Source organism: Sphaerisporangium sp. NPDC049457, from assembly GCF_055586705.1.
In genome coordinates this window covers 157085-171346 of record NZ_JBVJHR010000010.1, presented here as the reverse complement: position 1 = coordinate 171346, position 14262 = coordinate 157085, and the positions used below count along the sequence as shown (strand labels likewise).

General features: G+C 65.6%; 8 protein-coding genes. 4 read left to right on the top strand and 4 right to left on the bottom strand.

The genetic code is table 11. The features are described 5' to 3' along the window. Positions 1–51: 51 nt before the first annotated feature. Entirely contained in the window at positions 52–1329 is a 1278-nt protein-coding gene (locus tag ACZ6QO_RS17700) for a helix-turn-helix domain-containing protein (protein ID WP_465851832.1), read from the bottom strand. A gap of 388 nt (positions 1330–1717) precedes the next feature. On the opposite strand from ACZ6QO_RS17700, the gene ACZ6QO_RS17695 reads away from it, so the two are divergent. The 3 genes from ACZ6QO_RS17695 to ACZ6QO_RS17685 all read left to right on the top strand — a co-directional run bounded on the left by ACZ6QO_RS17695 (position 1718) and on the right by ACZ6QO_RS17685 (position 3141). Continuing rightward, entirely contained in the window at positions 1718–1981 is a 264-nt protein-coding gene (locus tag ACZ6QO_RS17695) for a hypothetical protein (RefSeq protein WP_465851831.1), read from the top strand. After that, positions 1978–2649, top strand: coding sequence for a DUF397 domain-containing protein (locus ACZ6QO_RS17690; RefSeq protein WP_465851829.1), 672 nt, complete (start codon positions 1978–1980; stop codon positions 2647–2649). Before ACZ6QO_RS17695 ends, ACZ6QO_RS17690 begins: the two co-directional genes overlap by 4 nt. Positions 2650–2721: 72 nt before the next feature. Further along, positions 2722–3141, top strand: coding sequence for a hypothetical protein (locus ACZ6QO_RS17685; protein WP_465851828.1), 420 nt, complete (start codon positions 2722–2724; stop codon positions 3139–3141). Positions 3142–3635: 494 nt separating this feature from the next. Here ACZ6QO_RS17685 and ACZ6QO_RS17680 read toward each other — a convergent pair whose 3' ends face one another. From ACZ6QO_RS17680 to ACZ6QO_RS17670, 3 genes are all read right to left on the bottom strand, one after another. Continuing rightward, positions 3636–3806, bottom strand: coding sequence for a hypothetical protein (locus ACZ6QO_RS17680; RefSeq protein WP_465851826.1), 171 nt, complete (start codon positions 3804–3806; stop codon positions 3636–3638). Between the two features lie 438 nt (positions 3807–4244). After that, a complete protein-coding gene (locus ACZ6QO_RS17675) occupies positions 4245–4736 on the bottom strand; it encodes a DUF4265 domain-containing protein (RefSeq protein ID WP_465851825.1) in 492 nt (163 codons plus the stop codon). Positions 4737–4768: 32 nt separating this feature from the next. Further along, positions 4769–12910 carry a LamG-like jellyroll fold domain-containing protein gene (locus ACZ6QO_RS17670; RefSeq protein ID WP_465851823.1) on the bottom strand — a complete coding sequence of 2714 codons (8142 nt, stop codon included), beginning with the start codon at positions 12908–12910 and terminating at the stop codon, positions 4769–4771. 542 nt (positions 12911–13452) lie between these two features. Between ACZ6QO_RS17670 and ACZ6QO_RS17665 the strand changes: the two genes are divergently transcribed. Beyond that, a complete protein-coding gene (locus ACZ6QO_RS17665; protein WP_465851821.1) occupies positions 13453–14256 on the top strand; it encodes a purine-nucleoside phosphorylase in 804 nt (267 codons plus the stop codon). Positions 14257–14262 lie beyond the last annotated feature (6 nt).

Sequence of the window (14262 nt, the reverse complement as noted above, 5' to 3'; positions counted from 1 at the left end):
CACCCGGCGGACGTCCGTGGAGCGCACACCCACTCCAACATCCCTCGATGTCTACGCGGTGGCCAGGACTTCCCGGAACTCCATGACCGCCGGACGGCCTTGCTGTGCCATCGGCACGGCGCGTAGCACCATGCGTCCCGTCTCCAGGATGTGAGTGCTGCGGTACGCCGGAGACATCCCGCCGATCGTCGCCGCCGCCTGCCGGACCCCGTCGTCCGTACCACCCCGAACGACCGTACATAGAGCACCATGCAGAGCGATGTTCGCTTTGTACTGGTAGTCCCCAGTCTGTCGGAGTACCTCATCGCGAGCCTTGGCCGCCGCCGCCTCCTCCCCGGCACCGGCGAAGACCCAGCTTTCCGCGAAATGGATCTGATCCGGCTTCCAGAAGCCCCATGGGTCAGAGCGGTTGCTGGTCTCAGCGAGCCGGAGAAGATTGTGCAGAGTCTGCCGTGCCTCGTCGTGCCTGCCGAGCATCGTCAGCGCCTTCGCCCGGGTCGTCAACAGGTCGACGCTGGGCTCTCCGGCGATCTGCTCGGCCGACTCGACCAGGCGAAGGACGGTCTCGGGGGTGCGCTGGCCGTACAGCCCGTGACCGGCCTCCTCACCGCGTACCAGCAGACGCAGCCCGAAATCACCGGAAAGGTCGGCGGACTGGCGGGCGGTGCGCCACCAGCGGATCGCGGCGCCGTGATCGCCCAGGCGGGTCAGCGCGTTCGCGTGGACGGCGGACAGCGTGGCCGTGACGCGGTGCAACCCGGCCAGTTCCGCAGGAGAGCAGGCATCCACCTGGCCGCGTACCGTCATCAGGTCGATCGCCAGGTCCGCGGCCACCTGCGCGGGAGGCCGGGTGCGCAGCGCGTGCAGATGATCGGCGCAACTCACCTCCCACTCTGCCACGCTGCGGAAATCGTGGTTCAGAGACAGGCTGAGGAGCTGGCGAACGGGTTCGCCCGGCATGCCGAACGCTCCGAGGGCAGCGCTCGTGGCGGCGAATCGCAGAAGCTGTCGGCGTTCCGTGGCGGCCTCCTCGTCGGAATTCCCCTTTGTTGCGAGTGTACGTAGCCGCTCGATTTCCACAACCAACCCATGAAGCGTTACAAGTCGCCCCTCAGCCCCCAGAGCATCATCAATCCCTTTGATGTGATCGGCGTGCGGACGGGCGAGCCCACGCTCCCATCTGGACAGCTCACCTTGATCGACGAAGGCGGCTCTGGCCAGCTCACGCTGCGAAATATTGCGAACTTCCTCCCGCCAATAGCGCATAAAAGCACCCAGTAGATGCCATGGCGACTCGTCGAGGGCGACCGGCTCGCACGCGCGCGGCATGAACAACTCCCCGTGATGGATTGATGGGAATGCGCACCCCATCAACGTTCGTCTTGGACCGCTCCCAAAGCTCTTCCACTATGACATCGACCAGGCAGAAACACCTGCGGAAAAGCGGACCCGCCCGACGCTGCAACGTCCGGGCGGGTCCTTGATCAGGAAGCGAGTCCTGACCCATGCGAAAGATTAAAGCCACCCCGGCAATCGGTGTCGGCTGGAGCCCTCACCGACCCTCCACTCAACCGGACCACACCCCCAGCGGCAGCCCGCCATCCTCTGCCCGAAACCGGCCGTACCGGCTCGGGGCAACGTCATGAATCGGCGACCAGGACGACTCATGAGCCGGAGATCGGGGCGACCGGCGAGCCGGCGACCGGGACGGCACAGAGTGGGCGGCACACGTCCCGGCCCCGTCCTGCCCAGGCGCTGGGACCTGCCCGAACAGGCTGCCGCCGCGCAGCTCGACCAACTCGAACCGGCCTGGTTCATCTCCTACGGCGTAGGCAGCAGGCGGTTCCTCGCCATCGCCTCCTGGCACACCACCCCGCTGATGGTCGAGGCGACCACGGTCCACGAGCTACGAGAACTGATGCGCGACGCCGAACTGGAGGCCGCCCTGTCTCCGGTCCCCTTGCCCGTGGGCGCACGATGACGCCCGTCGAGCCCTCCTCCGACCACGGCCTCAACGACCCATACGGCATGTCCCCGAACGCACGCCTCTCCGTCGGCGGCCACATGCCCACCCCCACCGGCGACGCCCCACCCCGGCCCCTACCGCGGGAGATCCACGACCTGATCAACCGGCAGACCGCAACCCTGGAGCAGACCTACCCCGGCTGGCGGATCCGCCGCGTCTTCCGCGCCGACGGCACGCCGGGCGGCTGGTGCGCCACCCGGCACGCGCAACTGACCCACGCCCAGCGCTGCGCCGGCCTGCTGCCCGGCATCGCCCGTCCCGACGCCCCGTCCCTGGTGATGGCCCTGGCCGTCCAGGACGAGATCGCCCACCAGAACGGCTACTCGGGTGACCGGACACAGACTCCGGCCGTGAATCGTCCGGCGGACCCGCCGGGCAGTCCCACCTCCATCAGAAAGGAAGACCAGCACATGGACAACCTGTACGACCGCGACCTCACCGGCGCCGCATTCACCCGGTTGTGCGGCGGGAACACCGGCGAGGAGGGCGAGGCGTGCGTCGAGTTGGCCCCGATTCCGGGCGTGGACGACGCGTTCGCCCTGCGTGACAGCAAGAACCCGGATGCCGGGACGCTCCGCTTCAGCGGTTCCGAGCTGCGCACCGCCGGCATGACCACCATCTAGCGACACCACCACCCCGGGTGGCTCCCGCCCGCCGCAGACAGGCGGGAGCCACCCTCACCGTACGGGGCGCCCATGCACTTTCACTGCTACTCGTGGACGGGAATCGGCGACGAACAACGCCGAGAAGGCGAACGCCGCCCACCACTACCCCCCAGCGACCTCGCCGCCTTCCGCGCCTCGCCGCTCCCCCCGATGCGCACCTGCGACTGGCTCCTCAAGCCCGCCAACCGGATCGACGCCTCCCCCAAGACCGTCGCCGACGCACTGACCTGGCTGGCCGAACGCTACCGAGCCGCCGAGCCGTCCTTCCTCCACCCATCCGACGAGGCCCGCATCGGCCTGGACACCCGCCTGGCCAACGCCGAGGAATCACTCACCGGCGGCGTAGACGTCCAATGGGGCATCTGGCTCACAGCAGGCAGATTCCTCACCCTCAACGTCACCTGCTGCACCCCCAACCGCCACGCCCCCTACCCCTGCCCCGAAGTTTGATTCGGCCAGCTATGCGCGACAATCACGGCACGACGTCTCGCCAGAAATATGGCAAGAACTGCTCGACAAGTGGCGGCACGGTTGACCGCAACGACTCACCTTGGCCTACGGGAACCATGAATCAGACTCACCTCAAATACTTCCCGAAGCCGTTACAAGCGCACGTACTTCTACCTTAACATTCAGGCCTTGAATGTGTGCCGATATTGCACACATCAACAGGTGACCCGCTTCTCTGAAAACAGGTGCGGACGACTCGATCTCATCGAACCCAGCTCTATCAACCATCAGCAGGCCAGAGGGATATCGACTTACCCTATAATCGCGGATGCCCTCCATCGCCGCTGACGCCAAATTATCTGGCAAGCCTGCACTGCATGGGCGATGCCATATCCTACTTTTGCAATCTCCAGCTATGTCGACCCGATCAGAAGGCAAGAAATCACGACTCGGCGCGGCTTGGCTCGCACACCCATCAACTCTGTACGGCCCACCTACTTCGTGATCTTGAAGACTGTGTCGAGATCTATCCAGGCCGGCACTGGCCCGAGCAGATCCAACGCGCCCTGCGCGGTCTGATCCACGAGGCCAACCTCGCCAGGAAGGCCGGCGCCGCGCAGTTCGACCCGCAGGTCAAGGCCAGCTTGATCAAGGAGTTCCGGCACGGAGTCCTCATCGGCCTGTCAGAAGTCCACCGCATCCCGGCAATAAGAAGGTCAAGCAGTCGATCGGCCGCCTACTGCTGGAACTCCTGCGCACCACGAGAACGACACGTTGCGCTTCGCCCACGATCTGAACGTCCCGCCCACCTCCAACCAGGCAGAACGCGACGTCCGCCCGGCCAAGACCCAACAGATATCTCCGGGCGGCTCCGCTCGGAACGCACCACCGAACATCGGTACGCCATCCGCGGCTACCTGTCCACCGCCGTCAAACACGGCCGCAACGCGGTCACTGTCATCCATGGCCCTCTACCCGGCCGCCCATGGATGCCACCCGGCCCGGCACGCCGTAATCCCGCACACCCACTCGCGATCACACATCGTGATCACTAAACTTCGAAATGCGCTGCGGCTGAATGCGTACGACGGAGATTCTATACCTTAACTCCGCAACTGCGCTCGATGATGGCTAGAAAGACAGCTCTCTTCAAAGTCGAAAACGCTTTCCGCCCTGTTCGATAGCAGCCATCGGCGAACATCCCAATATTCAACGCCGACTGGAACATCGACGGCGATATACGTGGATATATTGCTTCCCTCCCACGTACATCCAAGTCTGCCAATATTTTCCTGTACGACTCCCAAGCTGCACTCATCGGCCAAGGAGATTCGAACCGTTGAATGCCCCGATCCGCTAACGAAACGCGAGAACACCAACTCTCTACGATCATGGTCCGGCACTGCGGCGACAATGTCCCCATAGGCCAAGTTTGGAACATAGAAGGGAATACTACATACCTCCGCAAACCCTTTGACGCTGGTTTTCTTCACCCATAGACGCTCCACCGAGAATGGCGGCCACGTAGCGCTCTCACTTTCAAGGTCGAAAGCAACCTTAAAAAGCCGCTCGGAACCAGGCGCAGGCTCATGCATAAGACCCCGATTCATGCAATGGGACGTTCAGTCTACTCTAACCACTCGCGAAGTTCATCATCCCAATCAGAGAGAGGCTTGGTCGACTTATCTCGATTGCAAGTTCGGCAGGCCACGCAACCATTGTGAGCAGCACCACACCCTCCTTTTGATTTAGGATCGATGTGATCTATCTGCGCATCGTCCGGCGATCCCTGTTGCCCGCGAGGCCGCCGATACACGTCGCGCCCACAGTAGTCACACTTCAGCTTACCACCATTCTTTGCCAGATTATCTTTGTATACACTTTCCCTCCCCGAATCAAGAAAATCCAATCCTCTTCGGTTGCAATTATGCACCAGCAGATAATCGGTGTCTGCGCCCACATAATATGTCGGCGTACCAGCGATTGTCAGGTTGTGGACGCGTTGCCGTGTGGTCCACTTTGCGATGGCAGTGACTTGAACGTGGGTGCCGGCGCTGGCTTGCAGAAGGGTGCCGACGCGGAGTTCGCCGGCGGTTAGCCATTTATGTAGTTCAGGAGCCCAGAAGGGGTGGCGGTCGGTGGCGATCACTACGCCGGTTGCGTTGCCACGTTTGCCATCGGTGTCGGCCGTGATCTCTACGAGACTCTTTTCTCCGTCGCTCCTGATGAGGTCGAGGACCAGGCGTGGCCCCGTTTCACCTGTCACGGGATCGGTTGCCTGAACGAAGTCGCCGACCCGGACCTCTTCGATGGGTTTGTGGGTGCCGTCGGCCATCAGGACCATAGTGCCGGGGACGAAGCTGCTGCGCAGGCATTTCTCGACCGGTTTGAACAGTTTGGGCAGCTTACTGCCGAGCTTGATACCTCCTCCGAGAAGCTTGCCGCCCCCCGGGATGACGCTGACACCCGCCGCTATACAGTCGATCCAGTTGGGATCCGCTATGCAATTGACCGCGTCACCGAGCGTCAGATCACAGATGATGTTGTCGCTGCAGAACTGCGCGAGTTCTTGCAGATTCTGAGGTTCTCCCTCGGATGGGCATGGGGTATACCACGTGCCGAAGAATCCGCCGCTGCCCGAGTTACCGCAGTTGGCCAGAGATCCGCACGTCCCCATGCAAGAAACGAGATCAGGGTTTGGTACAGGACAATCTGCATCGGGGGACCAAAGGTCACAGTTCGAAATCAAGTCCTCATCGGCATAATTATAAGGCTCGTAACCGCATTTCTTTCCACAACCATGAGTCTGGTGGGGGTCGCGCGGAGTGCAGTACCCCTGCTGCTCGCCTTTGCGACAATCAATGACGGGCTCTCGGGGGGCAGGTCTCCTACCACCGCCACCGCCACCGCCACCGCCGTCAAGGTCGCGATAGCCGTCGTCGTCATCAAGGTCGCGATAGCCGTCGCCATCGCCGTTGCCGTTGCCGTTGCCGTTGCCGCCACCATTTGGCGCTTTGCAGTTTTTGTTGCCGAGGTTGCAGTAGTCCTTCTCCTGCGGTTTCTTGTAGAGCTTCGAACTTGGCGGATCGTGGGGGATGAATATATGACACGCATCCATAGGCCCCTGCAGAGGAGTTAAGAAGAGTGGATCGCAAGGGTCAACTGCATGTCCGGTTGTATCGATATGGCTAAGCGGACTCGCGTTCCCGTAGCCGTATCGGTTGGATTGAACCGACGGGTCCGGGCTTAGGGTCCAGGTGTCGCGGCTGGCGAAGGTGCCGGTATCGGGTTGGTACCAGCGGGCGTGCATGTTGACTTTGCCGGTGGTGGGGTCGGTGAGTTCGCCTTGGTAGCCGAGGTCGTGGCGGGTGCCGGTTCTGGCGGTTTCTTCGCCGAAGGGGTTGTAGGCGACCGAGTCGGCCAGTGAGGTGGCGTTGGCCGCGAAGGTGCCGACCACGTCGCCGTGTTGGTCGGCGAAGGCGAAGCGAGGGCCGGTGCCGTCAGAGATGCCGATCGGTTCCCCGTCGAGGCCTCGGCTGTAGCGGCTTTGCACGGTGCCCGCGTCGCTGGTCATCGCGACGATGTCGTTGGCCAGGTCACCGTATACGTAGCGGCTCAGTACCCCGCCCTGGCTGCGGCTGACGACGCGGTCCAGGGCGTCGTAGGCGTAGGTCGCTTCTCCGTCGCTGGTCATCCGGTCGAAGGCGTCGAACTTCAGCAGTTTGGTGACACCGCTCTTGGTCTCGCTGGCGGCGGTGCCGCGGGCGGTGTAGGTGTACGTCGCCCCGTCCCCGGAGGTGAGGCGGTTGCGCTCGTCGTAAGTGAAGCTCTTGGCGCCGGCCTGGATGCGGTTGCCGGAGTCGTCCCAGGCGTAGTCGGTGACGGCGCCGCCGGGGGCGGTCCAGGAGGTCAGCCGGTTGCTGTGGTCGTAGGTGTAGGTGTTGGTGCCCGCGCCGGCGGTTCCCGCAGTGCTCTTGGTGGTGAGGTTGTCGTCGCGGTCGTAGCCGTAGGTGATGGAGGCTATGGCCGCGCCAGTGGAGGTCTTCAGGGTGTCGCCGGTGAGGCGGTCCATCGGGTCGTAGGCGTAGGCCCGCTTGGGGCCGCCGGTGCCGTAGTCGATGCCAATGAGCCGGTCGGCGTTGTCGTAGCCGTAGGTGAGGGTGGTGGCGGTCACCGGGTCGCTGAACGTCTTCAGGCGGTCGGCGTTGTCATAGGTGAACGTCGCCGAGCCGGAGGCGTCGGTGCGCTGGGCGAGCCGATCGTTGGCGTCGTAGCCGAACGACGACAGGTCGCCCGACGTCCCCGTTTTGGCGGTCTTCAGCAGCAGGCCGCGGTCGTTGAAGGTGAAGTTGAGATCGTTCGCGCTGGTACGGCGGCCTGCGAGGTCGTATCCGAATGTGTTGCTCTGGGTGGCTGCCTCCGCCCCGGATCCCGCCTCGGTCACCAGGCGGTTAAGGTTGTCGTAGGTGTCGCTGATCCGGACCCCGCCGGGTTGCAGCACGTCGACCTGGTTGCCCGCCGCGTCGTAGGACATGGTCCAGGTACGGTCGGCCAGGCCGGGGTGGGCCTGGGTCGAGGGTTCGATGCGCGACTCCACCCGGCCGAGGGTGTTGTAGGTCGTCAGGAAGGCGTTGCCCCGCCCGTCGGTGGTGCGGGTCTGTGCTCCCGCCGCGTCGTAACCGAAGCTCGTGGTGATGTTCTTGGTGGCCGAGACGGGTTCGACGAGCTGGGTGAGCTGGTCGGCGGCGTCGTAGGACCGGCGGGTGACGTGGCCTTCGGGGCTGGTCTGGGCGGTCAGGTTGGACGCCTCGTCGTACTCGAAGCCGTAGGTGCGCAGCACAGTGCCGGAGGAGTTCAGGTCCTTGGCTGCGATCTTCCGTCCGGCGAGGTCGTACTCGGCGGTCGTGGCGTTGCCCAGGGCGTCAGTGACCTTGGCGGGACGTCCCATCAGGTCGTAGGCGAACGCGGTGGAATGGCTGAGGGGGTCAGTCTCGGACTCCACCTCGCCGGCGGCGTTGACGACGGCGGTGCTGCGGTTACCGGCCGGCCGCCTGACGGCGACCAGATTGCCCGCGTTGTCGTACTCGCCGACGGTGGTGAGCGCGACGGCGGTGGGCTTGCGCTCGATCTGCGTCAGCGTGACCTGGCGGCCGAGACCGTCGTAGGTGGCCTCGATGCGCGCGCCGGTCGGGTCGGTGGAGGAGAGACGCTCGCCGTTCAGGGTGTAGGTGTAGTCCCAGTTGCCGCGGGCGGCCCCTGTGGTGGCGGGCGGGTCGGTGATGCGCACCGTCCTGCCCAGGACGTCGTAAGTGGCGTTGGAGATGTTGCCGCGCGGGTCGGTGACCGAGGTGACGCGGCCGGCGTTGTCGTAGCCGTAGGACGTCCGAGGTGTCAGGGCCGTCCCGCCGGGCGGGGTGTACGCGGTGCCGGTGACCGATGTGACCCTTCCCGCCTTGTCGTAGCTTGTGACGCTGGTCCGGTCTTCGGGTGCGGTCTCGTGCGTCTGCTCGCCCGCGGTGTTGTAGCCGAACTGCGAGGTCGGGCGCTCGGTGGTCGCGGCGCCGCCGTTCCGTTCGACCTTGACCGGCGGGCCCTCCAGCTTGATCGTCCTGCCGAGCGCGTCGTAGCCGATCGTGGTCGTGTAGTCCGAGCGGGTCGCGCCCGTGACGTTGCCTCGCGGATCGATGACCTCGGTGACCAGGCCGCGGTCGTCCACCGTCCAAGACGTGGTCAGGTCCGTGGCGCCGTTCTCGACGGTCTTCTCGATGAGCCGGTCGGCGACGTCGTAGCGGTAGGACTCCATCTCCGTGCGGGTGGTCCCGGCGGCGGTCCAGCTCATACGGGTGACGTTGGTGTTGGCGTCGTAGACGTAGGCGGACTTCCTGGCCAGTCTCGCCGGGTCGAGCGTGGAGGAGGTCAGCCGTCCGGCCGCGTCGTAGACGTAGTCGACGCGGGTCTTGCCCCCTCCGGCGTCCTGCCGGGTGAGGTTGCCCGCGGCGTCGTAGGTGGAGGAGGTCAGTTCCACGTCGACCGTGGTCGTGGACGCGTTGAGTTTGACGTCGTCCGCGACCTCCGTGGCGAGCAGGTCATCGCCGAAGTAGGTGTACCGGGTGGTCCGCCCCATCGCGTCCGTCTGCGAGGCCAACCGGCCGCCGGGGTCGTACGCGGAGGACTTCATGACCACGTCGCGCGCGGCTTCAGGGCTGGTCGGGCTGCCGGTCCACCCCTTGAGCGTGGTCGTGGCGGGCTCGCCGCGCACGGTGTAGCCGTAGGCGTACGTCGCCCCGGCCGCGTCGGTCGTGCTGACGACCTTGCCCATGTGATCGTAGGCGGTCAGCGCGGTGCCGCCCTCGGGTCCGACGACCTTCTCGACGCGGCCGTAGGTGTCGTACTCGTAGGTCGTCGTACGAGCCGGGTCGCCGCCGGTGAGGTCGGCCAGCGTCTCGGTCAGCTTGTTGCCGTCGTCGTCGTAGGTGTAACGCGTCTCGGCGGTGTGGGTCACACCGCTGACCTCGTTCTTCACACCCGAGCCTGTGACCTTGTCCGTACGGCCGTAAGTGTCGTAGGAGTAGGTGGTGGTGACCGCGGCACGATCGGCGGAGGTCTCCGTACGGGTGACCGTACGTCCGATCGCGTCGTAGCCGTACTTCGTGGTCAAGCCCGTCGGCTCTGTCACCTGGGCGAGGTCACCTGCCGAAGTGAAGGCGTACTCCCGTTTGTTCCCCTTCGGGTCGGTCTGGCTCTTCAGCAGGCCCGCAGGTGTGCTGCCGCCGCCGTTCGCCGTCTCCGTCCCGTCGGTGTAGACGTAGGTGGTCGAGCGGCCGTTGGGGAAGTCGGCGGTGGCCGGCGTGGTCTCCTTAGATTTCTCGCCGAAGGTCGTGTACTCCCACTTGGTGGCGTAGGTCTCGCTGGTGCCGCTGGTCGACCGCGCGTCCCGGTAGGCGATCATCTGGTCGTTGCGCGGGTCGAACTTGTCCGCGGTGTTGAGGTAGTAGTCGGCGTAGGAGGTCTGGCAGGCGTCGGCCGACCGGCATCTGGTGATGCTGAGTTCGTTGCCGCGCTCGTCGTGGGTGACCTCGGCGGTGTTGCCGTTGCGGTCGGTGATCTTGCCGAGGAAGCCGCCGGTGTCGTACTCGTAGCTCGTCGTCTTGCCGAGCTGGTCGGTCTGGCTGGTGGCCCTCAGGACGCGCAGCGGGTCGTGCGCCGACTTCAGCGTGCCGTTGTGCGGGTCGGTGATGGTGACGGTCGCCTGCGGAAACCCTTCGGGATCCTCGCCGTACTGGAGAGCGCTCAGCTTCCACGCACCGCCGTTGGCGTCGGTGTGGGTCTGCAGGCGGCCGCCGTCAGAGCCGTACGCGTTCTGCGCCCATACCCGCCCGGACGGCAGGGTGGACGTGGTCATCTGCGGCACCGCCGCACCGGCCCGGTAGTGGGCCTGGATCTCCGACACCGGCAGCGCCCGGCCGTAGATCGCGACTTCGTCGATATCGCCCGCGAAGGGGAACATCCGCGTGGTGGTGACCGAGGACGGCCAGGTCGGTGCGGCGTAGCCCGAGCCCAGGCGGGTGAGGTACTGGTCGCGGTGGTCGATGGTGCCGCTGCGCGTGCCCACCGCCTGACCGTCCAGGTACAGCGTCTGAGCCGCGCCATCACCGCTCAGCGCCACGTGGTGCCACTGGCCGTTGTTCACCGTGCCCGCGGAGGTGATCGGATTGACTGATCCATTCCAGAACTGGCCGCGTAGCTTGCCATCGGTGCCCACGTACACCGTCGGCGTGAAGTTGGTCGGTGTGGAAGACGATGCGTTGTTGTGGCCGAGCACGACCCCGGAGCCGGTGGTCTTGAACCAGGCCTCCACGGTGAGGTGGGCGCCGCGGTCGCTGATCGCCGACTGCGGAAGCGAGACATAGGAGCTGGAGGTCGATGAGCCGGCGAACCTGACCGCGGTGTTGGCCGATCCGCCCAGCGCTCCGGTCACCCCGACGGTGGCGTCATAGGTGCCGCCGCTGAAATACGCGTCGTCATAGGGCTTCCAGCCCAAGGAACCGACCAGCTTGGAATCCGCGGCGCCGCTGGCCTCGCCCAGTCGCCAATAGCTCTCAGGCATCGAGTTCAGCACGCTGGTGCTGTAGCGCGAGGCGTCGGTGTAGGCGTAGGTGTTGCACGCCGTGTCCGAACCGGGGCCGCACACCTTCACCAGCTTGTCGCCGTCGTAGGTGTAGGACCAGCTCAGCGGGACCCCGTTCACCGGATCGGTGGACACGCCGGTCGCGTGGCCGCCGCTCCAGGTGAAGTACAGCGACCGGCCACCGGTGGCGGTGACCTTGGAGAGTTCGCCGTCGGTGCCGTAGACCATGTCCTGGGTGCGGCCCCGGTTGTCGGACACCTTGGTGACACGCCCTTGCGCGTCGAACGAGTAAGACGTCGAGGACTTGTCCATCAATCGCCAGCCGCCACCGGCCACTGTCGCCAGCGTGGCGTAGGTGCCCAGAGGAGGCACGTAGCTGCCGTCCCCCATCGCCCCGAACCGTGCCTGTCGCCCATCCGGATAGGTGACCAGGACGGTCTTGGTCTGCGGCTCGTCCGTCAGCCGCATGTCCCACCGGGTGCTCCAGCCCGTCCCGAACATCCCGTCGGTGCGCGGATCCAGGCTGTTGTAGGTGCGCGTGGCGGCGAGCGGCGGGCCCACCGTGGCGACCGAGGCGTCGGTCACCGTGGAGGTGTAGTTGCCCACCACCTGGTTGAACTCCCGGCCGCCGATACCGCTGCCGAGCAGGAAGTTGATCGAGGGCTGCTCGGGCTGCGCGGCGAACGTCATCCAATCGGACCGATTGATCAGCCCATTGGAATCGTCCTCGGCACTGACCGACCACCAATACGTCTTGCCCCACTTGAGCTTGCCTCCTGGCACCTCCCAGGTGTTCCGGCTCAGCCACCCGCTGCCCTCACACCAGTCCCAGTCGCCCGTGGGATCCGAACCGGAACAGACCGTGAAGTAGTACGAGACAGGGCTGGCCGTCAGCGAATACGCGTACGCGTCCAAGGTCGGAGACAACGACCCGACCAGCGCGTTATCGCGCGGCCAGAAGTATGCGAGAACGGGAGGCTGCGGCGTCGGCTGCACGTAACACCGGCCCAGGTCCTGCCACGCCGTCGTGCTCATCGGTGGAAGCCCTTGCGGGTCACGCGTCGCCCGGAAGTCGTGCGGCTCGGTCATCCCCTGAGCGGCGTTGAAGTACGACACGGTGACGCCGGCCGAGTAATGGGCCGCCGCCGACCACATCGGGTAATAGCAAGTACCGGCGGCCGTGATGGCGCCGTCCGCGGACGTGGGCGCCGCGGACACCCGTCCAGCAGGATCGGTGGACGGTGACGACCCGGACGAGGCCCGAGCACTGGGGGATGGCGAAGAGGCGGCAGCCTTTCCGTGGGCGCGCTGATACGGGGATGGTGGAAGCTTCAACCCGCCCGTGTCAGGTCGCTCGGAGGGCTTGTGCCGGACTTCAAGCGGTAGAGCGCCCTTCGGCGGCTTGCGATCGGGTGCCCGGTCGCCGGAGGGTTCGACCTTCGCCGTCGTCGCCTCGGCCGGAACGAGATGCGGCAGTCCGGCGGCCGAACCGGCCTGCTGCACCGGACTGTCCACATGGGCCGCCGACAATTCGATCGCCGCTTGCTCAGCGGTATTCGCGGCCGCCCGCGGAGAAAAGTCGTCCGGTACGCCGACGCCTGAGAGGAAAACCATCGCGGCGGACAGAACTATCGTCGTCATGCCCAGCCATCGATGCGACCCAGCTCGCCTCATACACCGGCCCCTTCGTACGTGAGCATGCGGAATAAACCCCTCGTCACGCGACGAACGGCCGTGCTTGCAGGCCTTACCGAACCCCGTTGAGATCGATTGGAACGTATGTAAATATGATTCGCGATGCAATGGTGACGCGTGTCACAATACGTTCCGTTAGTCTGCCGTCGCTTAAGGGCGCCACGCCGGCACATGAATCGGCTAATGCAATACGGGTGATTTCAGGTAGGACCGAAAATGTTCTGCGATAGGCGCCCATGGAGGGCTTAGTGCTCGATTCCATGGCATTGACAGGTTTCCGCAGGGGCTGAATCCCGCGGAGGTGGCACCGGTCGGGCGCGATAGAGAGGGCGGGTTCGACGTAGCCTGGTGCTGGGGGTACGGGTCGGCAGGTGGTCAGCTCCGTTGGGCGGCCATGTCCGCCTGTGGGTAGGTTCGGGCCGTCAGTGGTGGTATGCACGCCCAGGCCATGTGCTGACAGGGGGCGTCCGGCTGTAGCCTCGGGGAGCGTGAGCAATGACGGTTATTCACTGGCCGCGGAGGCCGCGGGGGTGCTGAAGGCCCTCACTGGTGTGGACTCCTTCGATGTCGCGCTGGTCATGGGGTCGGGGTGGGTTCCGGCCGCCGACGCCATCGGGACGACGATCGCCGAGCACGCGGTGACCGAGCTGCCGGGGTTCGCCGCACCGGCCGTGGCCGGGCACTCGGGGAAGATCCGGGCGGTCGAGACAGAGTCGGGCAGGAAGGCCCTCATCTTCCTGGGCCGCACCCACTTGTACGAGGGCCGGGGCGTCGACCCGGTCGTGCACGGGGTGCGGACGGCCGTCGCCGCCGGGGCGAGCACGGTCGTGCTGACCAACGCGGCCGGCGGGCTGCGGCCCGAGGCGCAGAACGTCGGCGACCCGGTGCTGATCAGCGACCACATCAACCTGACCGGCGCCAACCCCATCACGGGCGCGACCTTCATCGACCTCACCGAGGTCTACTCCAGGCGGCTGCGCGCGCTGGCCCGCGAGGCGGACCCGTCGCTGGCCGAGGGGGTCTACGTCGCATTCCGCGGGCCGACGTACGAGACGCCGGCGGAGATCCGCATGCTTCGCACGCTGGGCGGCGACCTGGTGGGCATGTCCACCGTCCTTGAGGCCATCGCCGCCCGGGAGGCGGGGGCCGAGGTGCTGGGCATCTCACTGGTGACCAACCCGGGAGCCGGGCTGGTCGGCGAGCCGCTGAACCACCAGGAGGTCCTGGAGGTGGGCAAGGCCACGGCGGCCCGCATGGGCGTCCTGCTGGCCAAGGTCGTCAACAAGCTTTAGGGCCTG